An 18,303-nucleotide genomic window follows, 5' to 3' on the forward strand; every position below is an offset into this window, starting at 1 on the left:
GGTGCGCCCGGGGTGCGCGGTGACGGTCAGTCCGCGCGGGGTGGTGCCGTCGACCCCCGGACGACGAGGGTCGGCGCCACGAGGGTCTCGGTCGGCTCGCGGGTGTGGTCCGCGATGCGGGCGAGGAGCGTCGCCCCGGCTGCCCGCCCGATGTCCGTGCTGCGGTCGTCGACGCTCGTCAGGTCGATGAAGCGCGCTGCGGCGAACGGGGTGTCGTCGTAGCCGACGACCGAGACGTCGTCCGGCACGCGGAGCCCACGTTCGGCGAGCACCGAGAGGGCGCCGAGCGCCATCACGTCGTTGGCGGCGAAGATCGCGGTCACGTCGGGGTGTTCGGCCAGGAGGCGCGCGGCAGCGGCAGCGCCCGTCGCCTCCGTCATCGGGCCGTCGAGCGCGATGGTCGGGCTGCGGAGATCGGCTACGGGGCTGCGGAGGTGGGTTGCCGGGGCGGGGAGGTCGGCTGCCGGGGCGGGGGGATCGGTTGCTGGGCCGGGGAGGTCGGTTGCCGGGGCGGCGGCGAGGGCTGCGTCGAAACCGGCGCGTCGTTCCAGCGCTGCGCGCGAACCCGTCGTGGTGACGTGCCCGATCCGGCGGTGCCCGAGCGCCAGGAGGTGCTCGGTCGCGAGCCGACCTCCCGCATGGTCGTCGTTCGCGATCGTGTCGGCGCCCTCGACGCGTGCACGGCCCCCCGCGACGACGACGGGCGTGTGCGACGGGACCACGTGGTCCGGATCGGGCTCGCCCGCGATCACGATGCCCTCGACGCGCATCGAGAGGAAGCCCTCGATCGGTGTGGCGTCGAGGCCCGTGTTGAGGAACCGGTCGGCGACGACGAGACGGAGCCCCTGCCCCTCGAGCGACTCGCGGAGGCCGGTCAGGATGTCGACGAACCACTGGTTGCGGAAGTCGTCGAGCACCACGCCGATGGTGCGGGTGCGCGTCCCGGCGAGGGAGACCGCGGCGGTGGAGGGGCGGTAGTCGAGTTCCGCCATCGCACGGACGACGGCCTCGCGGCGGGCGTCGCTGACCCGGGGGGAGTCCCGGAGGACGAGGGAGACGAGGGACTTCGAGACGCCGGCGCGTTCGGCGACGTCGTAGATCGTCGCCGGTCTCGTCCTCGGGCCGGTCATGGTCCAGAGCGTACCGGGCCGGCGTGTCCCAGCTCGCTCCCGCGGGCTCCGGCTCCGGCTCCGGCGAGGTCCGGCGAGTGAGCAGAAATCGTCGGTTCGGAGGGCCTCGCCCGACGATTCCCGCTCACTCGCGCACGCCGCGGTCCTGCACAATGCGGCGACGGACCACAGCGCTCCACAGGTGTCCGACGGGTCGGCGTGCGGCGCTGGACGGACGGGGACGATGTGGACGTGCAACCACGACCGCTTCCGACCAGCATCCGCCACCGACCGTTCCACGTCGCCGAGGCGCGGCACCTGGGGGTCTCCGACGAGCGACTCCGACGCCGGGACCTCGTGCTCCCGACGCGTGGCATCCGCTGGCGCTCAGACGAACCCCCGGAAGGGATCGACCGCATCCGGGCCGTCGCACCGTTGATGCTGCCCGGGTGGTTCGTCAGCCACACGTCGGCCGCGGAGCTCTGGGACCTGCCGATCCCACGACGGCACCGGGGCGGCGACGTCCACCTCACGAGTCCCCAGCCGCATGCGCAGACCCGGCGGCCGGGTCTCGTGGGTCATCGCACGCGTCCCGAGTACCGCGCCGTCCGACCACGATGGGGAGTGCCGACGAGCAGCCCGGCGACGACCTGGGTGGAGTGCGGGTCCCTGCTCGGACTCGACGAACTCGTCGTGCTCGGGGATGCGATCGTCGGACGGCACCAGCTCGACACGGGCATCGAGGACCTCCACGAGGTACTCGATGCCCGACCCCGATGCCGTGGGGCCGTGCGCCTCCGAGCGGCCCTCGAGCTGGTCCGGGTCGGCTCCGGATCCCCGAAGGAGACCGAGCTCCGACTCGTGATCGTCCGGGCGGGGTTCCCGGAGCCGTCGCTCCAGGTGCCGATCCTCGACGTGCGCGGCAACCGGGTCGGCCGCGTCGACATGGCCTACCCGAGCCGCAGACTGATCATCGAGTACGAAGGAGACCAGCACCGGACCGACGACCTCCAATGGGCATCGGACATCCGGCGCTACCGGGACTTCGAGCGGCTCGGTTGGTCGACCCTCCGCGTGACGAAACGCGATCTCGACGTCCATCTCGCCGCGCTGCTCGAGGTCCTCGCCGAGCGTCTCGGGTACCGATGACGTGCGGGCTGCGGCGCGATCGCCCCCGCACCGCCTCCGGACAGGCGCGCATGTCCGCCGTAGGGTCGCCCCATGGCGACGTTGCTCATCACCGGAGCTGCCGGACGGATCGGATCGAGTCTGCGGCCGCGGTTGCTCGCCGCAGGGCACGTCCTCGTGCTGCTCGACGAGCTCGAGCTCCCGGAACCGGCGGGGGTCGGGGAGCGGTTCGTGCGAGGGTCAATCTCCGACCGTCCCGTGCTCGACGTCGCGATGGAAGGGGTGGACACGGTGGTGCACCTCGCCGGCATCCCGACCGAGGACGTCTGGGACCGCATCGTCGCTGCGAACATGACCGGGACCAAGGACGTCCTCGAAGCCGCTGCCGCTGCGGGTGTCCTGCGCGTCCTGCAGGCGAGTTCGATCCATGCCGTCGGGCGGGTTCCCGAGCACGACGACGAACCCTCGAGCGTCGCGGGAGACCGGCTCGCTCGACCGGACACCTACTACGGCGTGTCCAAGGCGGTGATGGAACTGCTCGGCAGTGTGTTCGCCGACCGCTACGGCATGTCGATCGTCTCGGCGAGGATCGGCGCGTTCGGTGTGGCGCCCGGTTCGCGGCGAGCGCTCCGGATGTGGTCGTCCCCGGACGACCTCGCGCGGCTCGTCCTCGCGACGGTGGCGCTCACGGAACCCGGACATCACGTGGTGTGGGCCGTGTCGCGCAACCGGGGATCGGTCGCTGATCTCGGAGCGGGGGAGCTCATCGGGTACCACCCCGAGGATGACGCGTCGGCGGTGCTCCGACCCGGCGAGCTCGACGCGATGCCGCCCGAGGACATGCAGTTCCTCGGTGGGGGCATGGCGAGTCTGCCGCTCGGAGCCCCGCGCCGGCGCTGAGCGGGCCGCCGTCCCCGTCCCCGTGCCCGTGCCGGCCGTGCGACGTCCGCTGCCGATGTTCCCGGCCGATGTGCCGGACGAGTGAGTAGGAATCGTCGGGTGGGAACGGCCCCGGCGACGATTCCTACTCACTCGACGGAGCCGTGCCCGTCCCGGCCGACCGTGCCCGTCCTCGTCCGGCCGATGTGCTCGGCGAGTGAGTAGGAATCGTCGGGTCGGAGCGGCCCGGGCGACGCTTCCTACTCCCTCGACGGAGCCGTCCCCGTCCCGGCCGACGTCCGCCGCCGATGTGCCCGGCCGATGTGCCCGGCGAGTGAGTAGGAATCGTCGGGTGGGAGCGGCCCTGGCGACGATTTCTACTCACTCGAGCCGTGCCCGTCCCGGCCGACTATGCCGGCCGATGTGCCCGGCCGATGTGCCCGGCGAGTGAGTAGGAATCGTCGGATGGGAGCGGCGCGGGCGACGATTTCTACTCACTCGACGCCCGCACTCGACGCCCGGGCACCGACACCGACGCGCGACCCGCGCACCGACGGCCCCGCCCGGCCCGGCCTACCCGATCAAGCTCGGGCGCAGGTCCCGCATCGTGCGGCTCCGGCTCTGCCGCCCCGCGACGAGCAGCGCCACGAGGAGCGCCCCGAGCAACCAGCACGCGAGCACCCCCGCGTCGCTCCACGCCGCACCGATCGACCCGCCGTACATCAGCTGCCGGATCGCGTCCACCGAGTAGCTCATCGGCAGGGCGAAGTGCAGCGCCGCCAACGGCCCCGGGAGCGTCTGCCAAGGGAACGTCCCCCCGGCCGTGACGAGCTGCACGAGCATGAGCACCAACCCGAGGAACTGGCCGACCGAGCCGAGCAGCACGTTGAGCGCCATGATGATCGCCGCGAACGTCACGGAGGCCAGGGCCATGATCGCGATCGTGCCGGCGACGTGGGTGACCTCGAACCCGAGCGCGAACTTCACGATCGCGAACAGGGCGAGCATCTGCACGACACCGAGGAGCGCCGGCGTGAGCCACGCCCCGAGCGTGATCGGCACGGCACGGAGCACCGGCCGGGAGCGGACCGCGGTGATCGCCCGCTTGGAGATCGGCTTGAGGATGAGGAACAGGGCGTACATCCCGATCCACGCCGCGAGCGAGATGAAGAACGGCGCGAGTCCCGCACCGTACGTCCCGGCGTCGGCGATGTCGTCGTTCGCCACGTGCACCGGGTCGGAGATCACCGACGCCTGGTCCGCGCGCGAGGACGCCGTGGAGGACGGGATCTGCCGGACGCCGGACTGCAGGCCGTCGTCGAGCTTCGTGGCGCCCGCGTCGAGCTGCGCCAGCCCGGACCGCAGCGACGTCGCACCGCTGTCGGCGGCCGCCGCCCCGGAGGCCAGCGACGCGGCGCCGGACGACAGCGCCGGCGCGGCCTGCGCGAGCGTCGCGGTCCCGGCTGCGACCTGGCCCGCTCCGGACGACAGCGTCGATGCGCCACTCGCCGCCGAGGCGATCCCGTTCGTGAGCTGCGGCGCCGCGGTCGCGAGCGAGGACGCACCCGCGGCGACCTGCGCCGACCCGTCGCGGAGCTGGTCGAGCTGGCCGTCGAGGGTCGCGACCTGCGACTTCGCGCCGTCGATCCGCTGCTGGAACGTCGAGTCCTGCAGCGTGGCGACGAGTGCCGCCTGCTGGTCCGGCGTCAGGGTGACCCCCTCGGGCAGGGCGCTGACGACGGCGTCGACGGCGGCCTGCGGCGTGAGTCCGGCGAGCTGCGCCGCGAGCGGGTCCGCTGCGTCGGCGAGCTGCCGGTCGCCGTCCGCGACCTGGGCCGCCCCGGCTGCGAGCCGCTGCGTGTCGCCCGGGAGCGACGAGGTCGACGTCTGGAGCGTCCCGAGGCCGGACGACAGGCTCCGAGCACCCGACGCGACCCGCGCGGCTCCGGCGTTCAGCTGCTGGGTCTCGGCCGGGAGGTCAGCGGTCCCGGAAGCCAGCTGCGACGCCCCGGCGCTGAGCTGCGACGTCCCGGCGGCGAGCGAGGACGCGCCCGACTGCGCTGCGCCGAGCCCGTCGACGAGCTGCGCCGAGCCGTCCGCCGCGGACTGCAGGTTCGACCGGATGTCCGCGAGCGACACGAGCAGGGTCTCGGCGGCCCGCTTGCCGACCTGCTCCGTGACGGCCGCGCGCATGGTCTTGCCGGCCTGTTCCGCGATCGTCGAGGCGAGGTAGGAGTTCGTGTCGTCCGTCGTCATGACGATCCTGGCACGGTGCGGGTCGTCACCGGCGGCGCTCGCAAGAGCTGTGGAGAAGTCCGCCGGGATCGTGAACGTGAAATCGTACGCTCCGCCGCGGATGCCGGAACGGGCCTCGGACGCGGACACGATCGACCAGTCGAACGCCCCGTCGGACACGGCCTGGTCGGCGACCTTCTCCCCGTAGTTGACCTCCTTGCCGTCGACCGTCGCACCGGTGTCCTGGACGACGAGGGCGGCCGGGATGTGGTCGAGCTTGGCGTACGGGTCCTGGTTCGCCCACAGGTACATGCCGCCGTAGAGCAGCGGCACGATCATCAGCGCGATGAACGCGAGTCGGGCGAGCGGGGTGGCGGTGAGCCGGCCGAGTTCGGCACGGACGAGGGCGGGGGTGGTCACGAGCGGTGTGTCTCCTGCGTCGGAGCGGACGGTGCGGTCGGCACCGTGGGAGGGGGACCGGACTGGAGGCGCGGCTCGCCGTCCAGGGTGACGCTCGGCTCCGGCAGGCGGTGCGCAGGCGAGTGCAGCGGTCGGTCGGCGTCGGGATCGATGTCGGTGTCGGCGACAGCGTCGGCGTCCCCGTCCGCGTCGGCGTCCCGCTCGGCACCGTTGTGGACCGGGACGGGCAGCGGTGCCGCTGCCACGAGTGCGGCGACGGTCTCGGCGGCCGCCTCCGAGGTGATCAGGACGACCGCGATGCCGCGGTCCGCGATCTCCTGCAGCACCGCGAACCACGCGGGAACCGACCCGCCGTGGCGCTCCGGCGAGGTCACGACGAGCGCCTCGACCTCGGGCCGGAGGAGCGCGAGCTCGGCGAGCAGACGGATCCGCTGTGCTGTCGGCACGCGCTCGATCGCGGTGTCGGCGTACCCGGTCAGGCCGAGTTCGCCGACGACGGTCGCGACCGCGGGACGGGAGGCGCGGAGTCCGGCGAGGGCGAGCTCCTCCCGCACGATGCGGACGACGGTCATCACGGGGAACGGCTCGGCGACGCCGGGGGTGTCGACGAGCGCGGTGTGTGCGCGCACCCTGGCGGCGTCCTGCACCCCGTCGACGAGCAGGCGTCCGGCGTCCGGCCGCATCCGACCCCCGGCGACGAGGGAGGCGACGGTCGGTGTGGACTCGGTCTCGACGGCGACGACGCCGATGCGACCGGGCGCCGCGATCGCGGACACCGGGGGGAGCGGGGCGCCGGGGTCGGTGCCGAGGGCGAGCCCGTCGAGTTCGATGATCATGCGCGTGCCCCGGCGGCGACCCGGACCGGACGCGGGGGCACGGGGACGGTCGCCAGGACCTCGGTCGCCGCCGGCCAGCCGAGGCCGGCCATGCCGAGCGCGGAGAGCACCACCATGCGGTGGCCGTCCTCGTGCGCGGTGTCGGACCGGGTGGCCTCGTCGAGCACGGCGAAGCACGCTCCTTCGACGAGTCGGGCGAGGGTCGCGGCATCGACGTCGGCCCGCAGCACACCGGACGCGGCACCGAGTGCACAGGCGTCGCGGACCGAGCTCCGGAGCGGTGCGAAGACTTCGGCGACCCGCGTGGCGAACGGCCCGTGGACCGCGATCCGCGCCATCGAGCGGACGTGCGAGACCTCGGCCCAGAGCGCGGCGGCGATGGTGGCCAGGCGGTGCACGGGGTCGAGTCGGTCCAGGTCCGCGGCGGTCGGCATCGCGGCCAGGATCCGCGCAGCGCCGGAGGTGACGACCTCGCCCACCAGGTCGTCACGCGAGGGGAAGTGTCCGTAGACCGCACGCCGTGAGAGTCCGGCGGCGGCGGCGATGGTCTCGATCGAGGCATCGGGGTCCGCCTGGAGCTCTGCGCGGGCCGCGTCGATGAGGGCGGCGCGGTTCTCGGTGGCGTCGCGGCGGGGGGAACGGACTGCGGTCATGCCCTCATCGTAATAACTTGCACACCGTTGTGCAAGTTAGGAGGTCGGGTCTCGCCACCCCCGTTCGAGGGACGTCCCCCAAAGTGCCGACTGGGGAACCTGAGTGAACGCGAATAGTTTTCGAAGACTGTTCAGCAACTCAAGACCCGTCCAGGAGCGTCCGTGACCTCTGCACCACGAGCACCACACCCGAAGCACCCGACACCAACCAACTCCTCCGCTCGTCGCACCGCCCGGACCCTCACCACGATGGTCGCCACCGCGGCCCTCGCGTGCGGCGGGCTCGCGCTGACCGGCGGCACGGCATCCGCCGCACCGCTCACGAGCAGCGAGGCGGCAGCGCTGAAGCTGTCGACGCCGCTCCGGGCGGCGAAGGGACCCATCGCGGCCTTCATCCGCACGACGGGCGACGGTGCACTCGCGGTCGACGCGGCCGCCAAGGGCGGGGACCTCTCCGCGTCGTCGACCCCGAGCGCGGCGACCACCCGACGGGTCTCGGCGATCGAGAAGACCACCACCGCCGTCGCGGACGCCGTCAAGAGCAAGGACGGCGCTGCCGACGAGCTGTACTCGACGGCCTACACGGTCCCGGGTGTCGCCGTCGTCGCGGACGCGGCCACCCTCCGCGAGATCGCCAAGCGGTCCGACGTGCAGAGCATCCTGCCGTTGACGAGCAAGCAGGTCAGTGACCCGACCGAGGTCGCCGACGGAGCCGCCCCGAGCGGTGTCGACCCGGACATGGCGAAGCCCGGCGCCGACGGGGTCAGCCCGAAGAACGCCGCGTCGGACATCTACACGCGGTCGCTCGACGCCTGGCAGCAGACCGGCAAGACCGGCAAGGGCGTGAACATCGCCGTCATCGACACCGGCCTCGACTACACCCAGGCCGACTTCGGAGGCCCCGGGACCGTCGCCGCGTACGACCAGGCGCTCGCGAGCACCGCGGCCCCGGCCAAGGGCTCCTACGACGGCGCCAAGTTCCTCGGGGGCTACGACTTCGCCGGTCCGACGTACAACGCCGACGACACCGACCCGTCCTCCTACGACCCGATCCCGGCTCCGGACGACAACCCGATCGATGGCCGTGGCGGCGAGCACGGCACGCACGTGTCCGGCACGGCAGCCGGCTACGGGCTGACCGCGGACAAGCGCACCTACCGCGGCGACTACACGAAGCTCACGAACCAGACGATCCAGGACATGTACGTCGGTCCCGGCACGGCCCCCGAGGCCGGGCTCTACGCCCTCAAGGTGTTCGGCGACGCCGGCGGCTCGACGAACCTCACGGGTGCCGCGCTCGACTGGGTGGGCCAGGCGCTCACCGAGGGCAAGGACATCAACGTCATCAACCTGTCGCTCGGCTCCGACTACGGCGCACCGGACGATCCGGACAACGCCAAGATCGACGCCCTCACGGCGCGTGGGGTCCTCCCCGTGATCGCGAACGGCAACGCCGACGACTTCACCGACATCGGCGGGAGCCCGGGGAACGCGGAGGGCGCCCTCACCGTCGCCGCCGCAGCCACCGGGCAGAGCCTCTTCGACGCGGTCGCCGTCACGGCACCGTCGGACAAGGTCGGCAACGTCCGCGCGCAGTACTCACAGAACTACCAGGGCACGCTCCCGGTCGAGGGCGACGTCGTCGTCCCGAGCGCGGCCGACCCGGACGGCTGCACGGCGTTCGGCGCTGACGACGCGGCCAGGATCGCCGGCAAGGTCGTCTGGCTGAAGTGGACCGACGGCGCGCTCGAGTGCGGCTCCGGCGTGCGCTTCGGCAACGTCGCCGCCGCAGGCGGTGTCGGTGTGCTCCTCGCCGGCACGGTCAACACGTTCGACTCCGGCATCGCCGGGAACGCGACCATCCCGGGTGCCGAACTGACCCTGGACGCCGTGACGAGCCTCCAGGCCGCTGCGACGGCAGGCACGCTCCACGTGCAGTTCCGCACCGACCTCAAGGGCTCCGAGCTCGCGACCGACGCGGACGCCGTGAACACGCTCGCGTCGTTCACGAGCCGCGGCGTGCACGGGTCGTTCGACCAGATCGTCAAGCCGGACATCGCCGCCCCGGGCGTCAACGTGATCTCCGCAGCCTCCGGGACCGGCAACGGCCGCTTGTCGCTCTCGGGCACCTCGATGGCGACCCCGCACACCGCCGGGATCGCGGCGCTGACGTTCGAGTCGCACCCGACGTGGTCCGCACCGGACGTCAAGGCCGCGCTCATGAACACCGCCACGCACGACGTGCAGGACGGTGACCAGGACGCGAACCTGCTCCGGCAGGGCACCGGTCGCGTCGACGCGCTCCAGGCCGTCACCGCGGGGACCACGGTCCGCTCGGTCCAGAACGACCAGCTCGTCACGGCGTCGTTCGGCGTCGTCGGCGTCCAGGCCGCGACCACCCAGACCCGCACCCTGCAGATCCGGAACACCGACGGGCGGCCCCACACGTACGACGTCGCCTACCAGGGTCGCGTCGACCAGCCCGGGGTGACGTTCTCGCTGAGCACCAAGCGCATCACGGTCGTCCCGCACGGCACCGCCACCGTCACCCTGACGATGTCGATCCCGGACCCGACGATGCTCCGCAAGGTGATCGACCCGACGCAGACGGCAGTGCAGTCCGGCTACGACCGCGAGTTCGTCGCGGCCGCCACCGGCCTCGTCACGTTCACCCCGACCGACAAGAAGTACAACCCGCTGCGGCTCGCGACCTTCGCGGCGCCGAAGCCGGTGAGTGCGGTCCAGGGATCCGACGTGGTGTTCCAGGACAAGGCCACGACCGGGACGATCGCGCTGTCCGGCCGGTCCGTCGCGCAGGGCAGCGGCACGAGCGGCTACACCGCGCTCGCGGCGCCGTTCGTCCTCGGCGGCACCGACCCGGCCGAGTCGTTCCCGGAGGGCTCGGCGAAGCAGTCGCTCGAGGCCGCCGACATCCGGACCTTCGGCGCCAGCGCCGACACGGCCGGGCTGGCGGACAAGTCGACGGGCGTCGTCTCGTTCGGTGTCGCGACGAACGGACCCGACGCCAACCCGGGTGCGGTCACGAACGTCGAGGTCCTCATCGACACGAACAAGGACGGCACGCCGGACTTCCTGACCTACGACAGCAAGTCGGCGGTCGTGGATGCCACCTTCGCGACGACGATCGACCTGGCGACCGGCAAGGTCGTCGACGCCGAACCGCTCAACGGCGGGGCACCCGGACAGGACGTCAACACGTTCGACAGCGCGGTCAAGGTGCTGCCGGTCGCGCTGAGCGCCCTCGGGTACACGGCCGGTTCGAAGAACACCTCGTTCGCGTACTCGGTGCAGACGGAGTCGCAGTACGCTCCGTCGCTCGCCACCAGCGGCGACTACGTCGTCGACACGACGAACACCGCGACGTTCGACCCGTACGCTCCGGCGCTGTCGTTCACGCAGGGGACCGCAACCGGTCCGCTCTTCACGGACGCCGGGTCGATCACCGTGACCCGGACCGCGGCGACGGATGCCCGCATCCTCCTGCTGCACCTGCACAACGCTCCCGACAACCAGTCGCAGGTGCTCGCGACCTCGACAGCGGCGCCGGTCATCCCGACCGTCACGCTGAAGCCGGGGAGTGCCGTGTCGATCTCGGGCGTTCCGAAGGTCGGGCACCGGCTCACGGCGCACCACGGCTCGTGGGACGCCAAGAACGTCCAGTACACCTACCAGTGGTTGCTCGACGGGTCGCCGATCCGCCGTGCCACGGAGCCGACGTACACGCTGAAGAACCACGACAAGGGGCACACCGTGTCCGTCCGGGTGACCGCGTCGGCGAAGGGCTACGAGTCGGGGACGGCCACCTCGGCCCCGAGTGCGGTGATCGCGAAGCGGTAGGTGGTCGCGGGCCGATCCGGTCCGTTGCCCCTGCGTGCAGTGCCCGATCGTCGGGCCGGCTCCGGCCGGACGACGGTCGGGCATTTCGCGTGTGGCGTGCGCGCGTCCCGCGAGCGTCCGGCCGTGGGCGCGTCCCGCCGCGAGCGCGTCCCGCGAGGGTGTCTGTCCGTGTGCACCCGCAACGCGCAAGTCGGACAGGTAGTTAGACGAACTAGATACACGATGCAACGATGGACGCATGGCACAGGGACGCACGACGATGGACCGGGTGACGCTCAACCAGCTCCGCGAGAACCCGATCGAGTGGCGACGCCGCGGACTCACTCCGCCGTCGGTGATCGAGGCGATGGTGGCCGAGCGTCTCGGGGCGCCGATCGACCCGAGCTACGCGGACTTCTTCGCCGGCTGACGCCCGTCGCGGCGTCCGGACGCGCCCGCGGCACGGCTGCACGGGAGCATGGACCGCAGCCCGCAGCCCGCAGCCCGCAGCCCGCAGCCCCCAATGCCGCAGCCCGCAGCCCGCAGCCCGACCTACGCCGTGATCTCGACCAACGTCCCGAGCGGCAGCGTGTTGACGATGTCGATCGCGCTGGCCGAGAGCCGGACGCACCCGTGGGAGATGTCCCCGGTGGCCTGCGGTTCGTAGTGCACGCCGATCAGGCCGCCGTCGTTCCCGCCGTACGGCTCGTCGGCCGCCGCCGAGTGCAGCGACGTCAGGTTGATCTCGTGCACCGTCTGCCCCTGCGCCGGGTCGAGGTACCGGGCCTGGATGTACCCGACGACCCCGGTCGGCGTCGGGGTCCCGGACGCTCCGACGCCGGCGGGGAACGACTGCGAGACGGTGCCGGACGCGTCGACGATCGAGACGGTCTGCTTGCTCACCGAGATCGCGAGGTGATCGGTGAGCGCCGTCCCCTCGTGCAGCAGTGAGCTCCGGATCCACGCCGCGGTCTGGGCGGCGGCGTGGCCCCCTGCCGCGGAGGGGAGCTGCTGCCGGCTCGGCGTCAGGATCTCGGTCCAGTCGCCGTCGACCCGGACGGGGACGATCACCGTCGGGTTCCCGAGGAAGTTCTTCGCCGCCAGACGGGCCACCGGCACCGTCCGGTCGTCGCCGTACAGCGGGGCGTCCTCGTCGATCGTGGCAGCGTGCGCGGACGCGGCGCTGACGGTCGACCCGGTGTACGGGATCAGTCCGGCGAGCACGGCGTTGTAGCGGGCCTCCGGGAGCGTGGCGACGGCGGCTGCGGCGGGCGCGGTGTACGGGGCGGAGGTCGGTGTGGCGGTCGGCCGCGCGGACGCGGACGACGTGGACCGCGCGACGGCCGGGCCCGTTCCGGCGCGGACCGCCAGCGGGATCAGGACGGCTGCGACGACGGCGAGGACGACGACGACGATCGCCGCGACGAGGAGGGTGCGGCGGGACAGGCGGGGCCGCTGTGCGTCGGTCAAGGGCAGAGCACCGTTCGGGGGAGGGGCAGGGCGAGCTGAGCGCGTCAGCGTCGGCAGGACGATGCGAGTTTAGGGGCCGACGCCGGTCGCGCGCCGAGCCCGACTCGATAGACTCGGGTGGACCACCGGCCGGCAGCCCGGTCGGGCAGGTCCTCCGCAGACATCGAGGAGAACCAACATGCCGGCAGCCGTCATCATCGGGGCGCAGTGGGGCGACGAGGGCAAGGGCAAGGCCACCGACCTCCTCGGCAGCCGCATCGACTACGTCGTCAAGTTCAACGGGGGCAACAACGCCGGTCACACCGTCGTCGTCGGCAACGAGAAGTACGCCCTGCACCTGCTGCCGTCGGGCATCCTCACGCCCGGTGTCACGCCGGTCATCGGGAACGGGGTCGTCGTCGACATCGAGGTCCTGTTCCAGGAGCTCGACGCCCTGAAGGCCCGCGGCGTCGACGTCTCGCGGCTCCGCGTCTCCGCGAACGCGCACGTCATCACGCACTACCACCGCACCATCGACAAGGTGACGGAACGGTTCCTCGGCAAGCGCCAGATCGGCACCACCGGGCGGGGCATCGGCCCGACCTACGCGGACAAGATCAACCGCGTCGGCATCCGCATCCAGGACATCTTCGACGAGAACATCCTCCGCCAGAAGGTCGAGGCGGCACTCGACCAGAAGAACCACCTGCTCGTCAAGATCTACAACCGCCGCGCGATCGAGGCCGAGGAGGTCGTCGAGTCCCTGCTGTCGTACGCCGACCGGCTCCGGCCGATGGTCGCCGACACCGCCCTCGAGATCCACCAGGCGTTGGAACGCGGCGACACCGTCCTGTTCGAGGCCGGCCAGGCAACGATGCTCGACGTCGACCACGGCACCTACCCGTTCGTCACGTCGTCCTCGGCCACCGCGGGTGGTGCGGCGACGGGCTCCGGCATCGGCCCGGCTCGTCTCGAGCGGATCATCGGGATCGTCAAGGCGTACACGACCCGAGTCGGGGCCGGTCCGTTCCCGACCGAGCTCTTCGACGAGTCCGGGGAGTTCCTCCGGGCGAACGGGTTCGAGTTCGGCACGACGACCGGTCGCCCCCGACGCTGCGGCTGGTACGACGCCCCGATCGCCCGGTACGCCGCACGGATCAACGGCGTGACCGACTTCGTGCTCACGAAGCTCGACGTCCTGACCGGGCTCGAGACCATCCCGGTGTGCGTGGCGTACGACGTCGACGGGGTGCGGATGGACGAGATCCCGGTGTCGCAGTCGGACTTCCACCACGCGACCCCGATCTACGAGGAGTTCCCCGGCTGGACCGAGGACATCACCGGCGCCCGCACCTTCGAGGACCTGCCGACGAACGCGCGGGACTACGTGCTCGCCGTCGAGGCGATGTCCGGCGCCCGGATCTCCGCGATCGGCGTCGGCCCCGGTCGCGATGCGATCGTCGTACGCCACGACCTCCTGGGCGGCGACGACGCGTAGGTCGCGGTGGTGACCATGGTCACCACCTGACGGACGGGAGGCGCGGAGTCAGCTGGCTCCGCGCCTCCCGTCCGTCTGTTCGCGCGTCCCCCGACTTGTACCCCTGTACCCCGACGTGGGGCACTCGACACCACGCCGGTCCCGGTTCCTGCGGGGTCGTGCTTGTGATCGCGCATGCGCCGCCTGCCAGAAAACCGGGAACGAGCGGCCCCGAGTGGTGCGGACAGCACGATCTCCGTATCGTTTGGAACACAACGCAGTCGTACCCCGAAACGCAGAAGGAACCGCATCATGAGCATGACGATCTCCACCACTGAGCTCACCCTCGACACCGACACGGTCGACACGATCGCGATCCTCGAGGCCGAAGCCGCACTGCAGTCGGGCGCCGAGCGGGCCTCGCGTGCGCAGATCGTCTGGACCGAGGCCGACGCCGGTCTCTGGGTCGCGAGCTACGGCGGGTACTACGGCGGCACGGTCGACAAGCAGAACGGTCACTACTTCGCCTCCGACACGTTCGGGCAGTACGTCGGGGACTTCGCGTCGCTCGAGCTCGCGCAGCAGCGGCTCGGTGCGCACCTGCACCTCATGCTCCCCGGGGTCATCCGCCCCGCGCGCTGACGTCCGCACGACTCGCAACGCCCCGTGGCCACGTGCCGCGGGGCGTTCGTCATGTCCGGGCCGGCCTGTCCCGGGCCCCCGTCTCCGCTGTCTCCTCTGTCTCCTCCGTCTCCTCCGCGAGTGAGCAGGAATCGTCGGGTCGGCCGGCGCTTCTCGACGATTTCTACTCACTCGTCGGGAGGGGGGCGGGGACGGGACGGGGGACGGCGACGGGGACGGGGGACGGCGACGGGGACGGGGACGGGGGGTCAGGTGCGGTCGACGACCTCGCGCATCGCGGCAGCGGCACCGTCGGCATCACCCGCGGCGATCGCCCGCGCGAGCACCCCGTGCAGGTCGACGTCGTGCTCGTCGGGCCCGATGCCGGCACGCTCCTCGAGGGCCTGCTCGACCACACGCTGCAACCGGGCGAACATCGCGTTGCCGGAGAGTGACAGCACCGCGCCGTGCAGGTCCCGATCGGCAGCCAGGAACGCGTCGCCGTCGTGGGCATCCGCCGCACGACGCAGCCGGTCGGCCGCCGCGAGGACCGCCACCCCGGGCGGCGGGGCGCATGTCGGAGCCGGGCGACGCCTCCCGTCCGAGCCCCCGATCACGCGCGCCGCCGCAGCCGCCGCAGCCGGTTCGATCGCCCGCCGGAGTTCGCGGAGGTCGGCGAGCGCTGCCGGGCGGTCGGGCCCGTCGAGCCGCCAGCGGATGACGAGCGGATCGATGACGTCCCAGCGTTCGGCCGGGAGCACGCGGAGCCCGACCCGAGGTCCCGAACTGAGCATCCCGAGCGCCACGAGGACGCGGACGGCCTCGCGCACGATGCTCCGCGAGGCGCCGGTCCGTTCGACGAGTCCGTCGGTGCTGTCGACGTTTCCAGCCGGGAGCGTCCCGGCGACGATCGCCGACCCGACGTCGTCGAGCACCCGGTGGAACGCCGACATCAGTGCTGGGCGACGGGTGACACGACGAGCTCGTCGATGCGGACGTGCGCCGGGGCGTCGAGCACGAACTGCACCGTCCGGGCGATGTCCGACGGCGTCAGCATCCGCGCGCGAGCTGCTGCGTCCGGGACCTGCGGGCGCTGCGCGAGGAAGTCCGTCGCGACGTCCCCCGGGCAGAGGTGGGTCGCGCGGACGCCGTGCGGCGCCTCCTGCTCGTTGAGCGTCCTGGTGATCGACGCCAGCGCGGTCTTGCTCGCCGAGTACGCGACCCCCGCACCCGGCTGGAACGACCACCCGGCGTACGACGAGACGACGACGACCACGCCGCCGGCACGCCGGAGCGCCGGGAGGGCCGCGTCGACGACACCGACGACCGCCGTCGTGTTCGTTGCGAGGATGCTCCGGAACGACGCCATCGTCTGGTCGTCCCAGCGCCGCGCAGGGGCGTTCAAGCCCGCGGCGAGCACGAGTCCGTCGATCCGACCGTGCCGTTCGAGCACGGTGTCCCGGGCCGTCCGGACCGCTGCATCGTCGCCCACGTCGAGCGGGAGCACGTCCGCCGATCCGCCCGCCGCACGGATGCGCGCCGCGACGGTCTCGAGCGCGTCGACGCGGCGACCGCTCAGCACGACGGTCCACCCCGCTGCCGCGGCCGTCTCCGCGCTCGCCGCGCCCATGCCGCTGCCGCCACCGGTGGTCCAGAGCACGCGTCCGGTCATCCCGGCCTCCTGTCGTCGTCGTATGATCGCCCCAATGGTATGACCATTGAGCACGCGCGGCGCTGCGCACACGAAGGAGTGGACATGCACATCGACCTCACCGACCGGGTCGTCGTCGTCACGGGCGGTGGCCGGGGCATCGGGCGCACCATCGCGGAGCGGTTCCTGGCCGAGGGGGCCCGCGTCGTCGCGCTCGACCTGGCGTTCCCCGAGGCGCTGGCCGACGGCATCGAGGGCGTCGAGGCGAACGTCGCCGACCCGGACTCCGTCGCGACCGCGGTCCGGACGGTCGTCGAGCACCACGGCACGATCGACGTGCTCGTGAACAACGCCGGCATCAACGTCGACGGCCCAGTCGAGTCGCTGCGCTGGGCGGACTGGCAGCGCTGCATGGACGTCAACCTCGGGGGCGTGTTCCTGATGAGCCAGGCCGTCGCCCCGGTGATGCGTGCCGCCGGACGGGGCCGGATCATCAACGCCGCCTCGTTCGCCGCGATCATCCCGAGCGTCGGGAGTGCCGCCTACGCCGCGTCGAAGGCCGCCGTGGTCGCGTTCACCCGGGTGCTCGCCTCGGAGCTCGGGCCGTGGGGCGTCACGGTGAACGCGTACGCGCCGGGCATGGTCCCGACGGCGATGAACGGCTTCGCGACGATGCCACAGGAGGCGCAGGACCGGCTCCTCGACACGCTCTCGCTCCGGCGCTGGGAGACGGCCGACGACGTCGCGGACCTGCTCCTGTTCCTCGCGAGCGACCGGGCCGGGTACATCACCGGGACGCTGCACGACGTCTCGGGCGGCAAGCTCGCGACGCAGATCCCGGCGCGGGCGTACGAGTCCGGGCCGGAGGCTGCGGGCGAGTCCGGGCCGGAGGCTGCGGGCGAGTCCGGGCCGGGGGCTGCGGGCGAGTGAGCAGGAATCGTCGGGTCGGCCCGAGGCACTCGACGATTCCTACTCACTCGACGGGGGCGGGGACGGGACCGGGGACGGGGACCGCGGGGGGACGACGACCGGGGGGGCGGTCAGTACGACCAGGTGAGGACGACCGCGATCCCGTTGAACAGCACGTGCGCCAGGACCGCACCGCCGAGCCGGTTCGTCGTCACCGCGACGCCGCCGACCAGCAGCCCGAGGACGAACGTGCTCACGAACTCGACGATCCCCCCGGCCGAGAACACCCCCGCGGTCGAGAACACCCCCGCGGCCGAGAACACCCCACCGGCCGAGAGCATCGCAGCACCGCCGACGAGCAGGTGCATCAGCGCGAACACCAGCGCCGTCACGACCACCCCGACCGGCGCCGCCCATGACCCGGAGTCCGCCGCCCGGAACCGCCGGACGACCTCGCGCTGCAGCACCCCGCGGAAGAACAGCTCCTCGACGACGGGCGACACGACGACGGGCCCGACGACGAGGAGCACCAGGAACAGGGGACCGGGCGTCCCGCCGAGCACCGCCCGCGGTCCGAGCCCGGTGGTCCCGAAGACGCCGAGGTTCAGCAACGCGTCCACCCCGCGGGCGACGAGTGCGATCCCGACCGCCCAGACGACGTCCGCGGCCCGGAACCGCAGGCCGAGTCGCTCGAGCACGGACCCGGGACCCGCTCCGGGACGGGGCATCGCCCACACCACGACCGCCACGAGCGGCACCCACACGGCGATCGACGGCAGGAGCAGCTGCGCCGCGGGGTCGACGATGACCCCAGTCCGGGTGACACCGGCGACCGACCAGGTGAGCACCACGGCCAGTGCGAGCCCCAGGACGATCGCGACGTCGACCCTCGGTCCCGGCCGGTCGCCCGGACTCCCGGGCGCCGGGTGCTGCGGGGACAGTTCCTGCGCGCCGGTCATCCCATCACCGTAGAGCAGCACGGGACGGCGACCACCGACGCGCCGACGCGAGCTGGACTCAGGCGTGTGACAGTATTTCCCTGCCGACCGCGGTCCTCGAGGATCGATCAGGGGTGTCGGCGCATCCTGTTCGGGGAGGA

General features: G+C 72.3%; 15 protein-coding genes. 7 read left to right on the plus strand and 8 right to left on the minus strand.

Going from position 1 to position 18,303, the window contains the following annotated elements; genetic code table 11:
* Positions 1 to 26 precede the first annotated feature (26 nt).
* Positions 27 to 1,130 (minus strand): LacI family DNA-binding transcriptional regulator, encoded by a 1,104-nt coding sequence (locus ACO0E0_RS01005; protein WP_422869536.1) that lies wholly within the window; start codon positions 1,128 to 1,130, stop codon positions 27 to 29.
* A gap of 231 nt (positions 1,131 to 1,361) precedes the next feature.
* On the opposite strand from ACO0E0_RS01005, the gene ACO0E0_RS01010 reads away from it, so the two are divergent.
* Positions 1,362 to 2,258, plus strand: coding sequence for a hypothetical protein (locus ACO0E0_RS01010; RefSeq protein ID WP_422869537.1), 897 nt, complete (start codon positions 1,362 to 1,364; stop codon positions 2,256 to 2,258).
* 72 nt (positions 2,259 to 2,330) lie between these two features.
* Complete coding sequence (locus ACO0E0_RS01015; protein ID WP_422869538.1) at positions 2,331 to 3,137, plus strand: NAD-dependent epimerase/dehydratase family protein; 807 nt, start codon at positions 2,331 to 2,333, stop codon at positions 3,135 to 3,137.
* A gap of 552 nt (positions 3,138 to 3,689) precedes the next feature.
* On the opposite strand, the gene ACO0E0_RS01020 is transcribed toward ACO0E0_RS01015, so the two are convergent.
* From ACO0E0_RS01020 to ACO0E0_RS01030, 3 genes are read right to left on the minus strand one after another with little or no spacing between them, the layout of a single operon-like run.
* Positions 3,690 to 5,771, minus strand: a complete 2,082-nt coding sequence (locus ACO0E0_RS01020; protein ID WP_422869539.1) for a YhgE/Pip family protein — start codon at positions 5,769 to 5,771, stop codon at positions 3,690 to 3,692.
* Positions 5,768 to 6,607 (minus strand): hypothetical protein, encoded by an 840-nt coding sequence (locus tag ACO0E0_RS01025; protein WP_422869540.1) that lies wholly within the window; start codon positions 6,605 to 6,607, stop codon positions 5,768 to 5,770. Before ACO0E0_RS01025 ends, ACO0E0_RS01020 begins: the two co-directional genes overlap by 4 nt.
* Entirely contained in the window at positions 6,604 to 7,260 is a 657-nt protein-coding gene (locus ACO0E0_RS01030; protein ID WP_422869541.1) for a TetR/AcrR family transcriptional regulator, read from the minus strand. Before ACO0E0_RS01030 ends, ACO0E0_RS01025 begins: the two co-directional genes overlap by 4 nt.
* Before the next feature lie 249 nt (positions 7,261 to 7,509).
* Between ACO0E0_RS01030 and ACO0E0_RS01035 the strand changes: the two genes are divergently transcribed.
* Together ACO0E0_RS01035 and ACO0E0_RS01040 are read left to right on the plus strand one after the other, a co-directional pair.
* Entirely contained in the window at positions 7,510 to 11,118 is a 3,609-nt protein-coding gene (locus ACO0E0_RS01035) for a S8 family serine peptidase (RefSeq protein ID WP_422869542.1), read from the plus strand.
* A 238-nt stretch (positions 11,119 to 11,356) separates the two neighbouring features.
* Positions 11,357 to 11,527, plus strand: a complete 171-nt coding sequence (locus ACO0E0_RS01040) for a hypothetical protein (RefSeq protein WP_422869543.1) — start codon at positions 11,357 to 11,359, stop codon at positions 11,525 to 11,527.
* A gap of 122 nt (positions 11,528 to 11,649) precedes the next feature.
* Here ACO0E0_RS01040 and ACO0E0_RS01045 read toward each other — a convergent pair whose 3' ends face one another.
* Complete coding sequence (locus ACO0E0_RS01045) at positions 11,650 to 12,567, minus strand: L,D-transpeptidase (RefSeq protein ID WP_422869544.1); 918 nt, start codon at positions 12,565 to 12,567, stop codon at positions 11,650 to 11,652.
* Between the two features lie 178 nt (positions 12,568 to 12,745).
* Here ACO0E0_RS01045 and ACO0E0_RS01050 point away from each other — a divergent pair, with 178 nt between their 5' ends.
* Positions 12,746 to 14,044: an adenylosuccinate synthase gene (locus ACO0E0_RS01050; RefSeq protein ID WP_422869545.1), complete on the plus strand. Its 1,299-nt coding sequence runs from the start codon at positions 12,746 to 12,748 to the stop codon at positions 14,042 to 14,044.
* Positions 14,045 to 14,335: 291 nt separating this feature from the next.
* On the plus strand, positions 14,336 to 14,665 hold the full coding sequence (locus ACO0E0_RS01055; protein ID WP_422869546.1) for a hypothetical protein: 330 nt from the start codon (positions 14,336 to 14,338) through the stop codon (positions 14,663 to 14,665).
* Between the two features lie 248 nt (positions 14,666 to 14,913).
* Here ACO0E0_RS01055 and ACO0E0_RS01060 read toward each other — a convergent pair whose 3' ends face one another.
* Together ACO0E0_RS01060 and ACO0E0_RS01065 are read right to left on the minus strand one after the other, a co-directional pair.
* On the minus strand, positions 14,914 to 15,597 hold the full coding sequence (locus tag ACO0E0_RS01060) for a FadR/GntR family transcriptional regulator (protein WP_422869547.1): 684 nt from the start codon (positions 15,595 to 15,597) through the stop codon (positions 14,914 to 14,916).
* Positions 15,597 to 16,316, minus strand: coding sequence for an SDR family oxidoreductase (locus ACO0E0_RS01065; protein ID WP_422869548.1), 720 nt, complete (start codon positions 16,314 to 16,316; stop codon positions 15,597 to 15,599). Before ACO0E0_RS01065 ends, ACO0E0_RS01060 begins: the two co-directional genes overlap by 1 nt.
* Before the next feature lie 84 nt (positions 16,317 to 16,400).
* Between ACO0E0_RS01065 and ACO0E0_RS01070 the strand changes: the two genes are divergently transcribed.
* Positions 16,401 to 17,225, plus strand: coding sequence for an SDR family NAD(P)-dependent oxidoreductase (locus ACO0E0_RS01070; protein ID WP_422869549.1), 825 nt, complete (start codon positions 16,401 to 16,403; stop codon positions 17,223 to 17,225).
* A gap of 110 nt (positions 17,226 to 17,335) precedes the next feature.
* Here the strand turns inward: ACO0E0_RS01070 and ACO0E0_RS01075 are convergent, their stop codons facing one another.
* Positions 17,336 to 18,163, minus strand: coding sequence for a CPBP family intramembrane glutamic endopeptidase (locus tag ACO0E0_RS01075; protein ID WP_422869550.1), 828 nt, complete (start codon positions 18,161 to 18,163; stop codon positions 17,336 to 17,338).
* Between the last annotated feature and the right edge of the window lie 140 nt (positions 18,164 to 18,303).

Source organism: Curtobacterium phyllosphaerae (genome assembly GCF_049341865.1).
GTDB lineage: Bacteria > Actinomycetota > Actinomycetes > Actinomycetales > Microbacteriaceae > Curtobacterium > Curtobacterium phyllosphaerae.

Coding starts and splice junctions, on each gene's coding strand:
- ACO0E0_RS01005 (WP_422869536.1), bottom strand. CDS start 1,130: ATGACCGGCCCGAGGACGAGACCGGCGACGATCTACGACGTCGCCGAA.
- ACO0E0_RS01015 (WP_422869538.1), top strand. CDS start 2,331: ATGGCGACGTTGCTCATCACCGGAGCTGCCGGACGGATCGGATCGAGT.
- ACO0E0_RS01025 (WP_422869540.1), bottom strand. CDS start 6,607: ATGATCATCGAACTCGACGGGCTCGCCCTCGGCACCGACCCCGGCGCC.
- ACO0E0_RS01030 (WP_422869541.1), bottom strand. CDS start 7,260: ATGACCGCAGTCCGTTCCCCCCGCCGCGACGCCACCGAGAACCGCGCC.
- ACO0E0_RS01035 (WP_422869542.1), top strand. CDS start 7,510: ATGGTCGCCACCGCGGCCCTCGCGTGCGGCGGGCTCGCGCTGACCGGC.
- ACO0E0_RS01040 (WP_422869543.1), top strand. CDS start 11,357: ATGGCACAGGGACGCACGACGATGGACCGGGTGACGCTCAACCAGCTC.
- ACO0E0_RS01050 (WP_422869545.1), top strand. CDS start 12,746: ATGCCGGCAGCCGTCATCATCGGGGCGCAGTGGGGCGACGAGGGCAAG.
- ACO0E0_RS01055 (WP_422869546.1), top strand. CDS start 14,336: ATGAGCATGACGATCTCCACCACTGAGCTCACCCTCGACACCGACACG.
- ACO0E0_RS01060 (WP_422869547.1), bottom strand. CDS start 15,597: ATGTCGGCGTTCCACCGGGTGCTCGACGACGTCGGGTCGGCGATCGTC.
- ACO0E0_RS01065 (WP_422869548.1), bottom strand. CDS start 16,316: ATGACCGGACGCGTGCTCTGGACCACCGGTGGCGGCAGCGGCATGGGC.
- ACO0E0_RS01070 (WP_422869549.1), top strand. CDS start 16,401: ATGCACATCGACCTCACCGACCGGGTCGTCGTCGTCACGGGCGGTGGC.
- ACO0E0_RS01075 (WP_422869550.1), bottom strand. CDS start 18,163: ATGACCGGCGCGCAGGAACTGTCCCCGCAGCACCCGGCGCCCGGGAGT.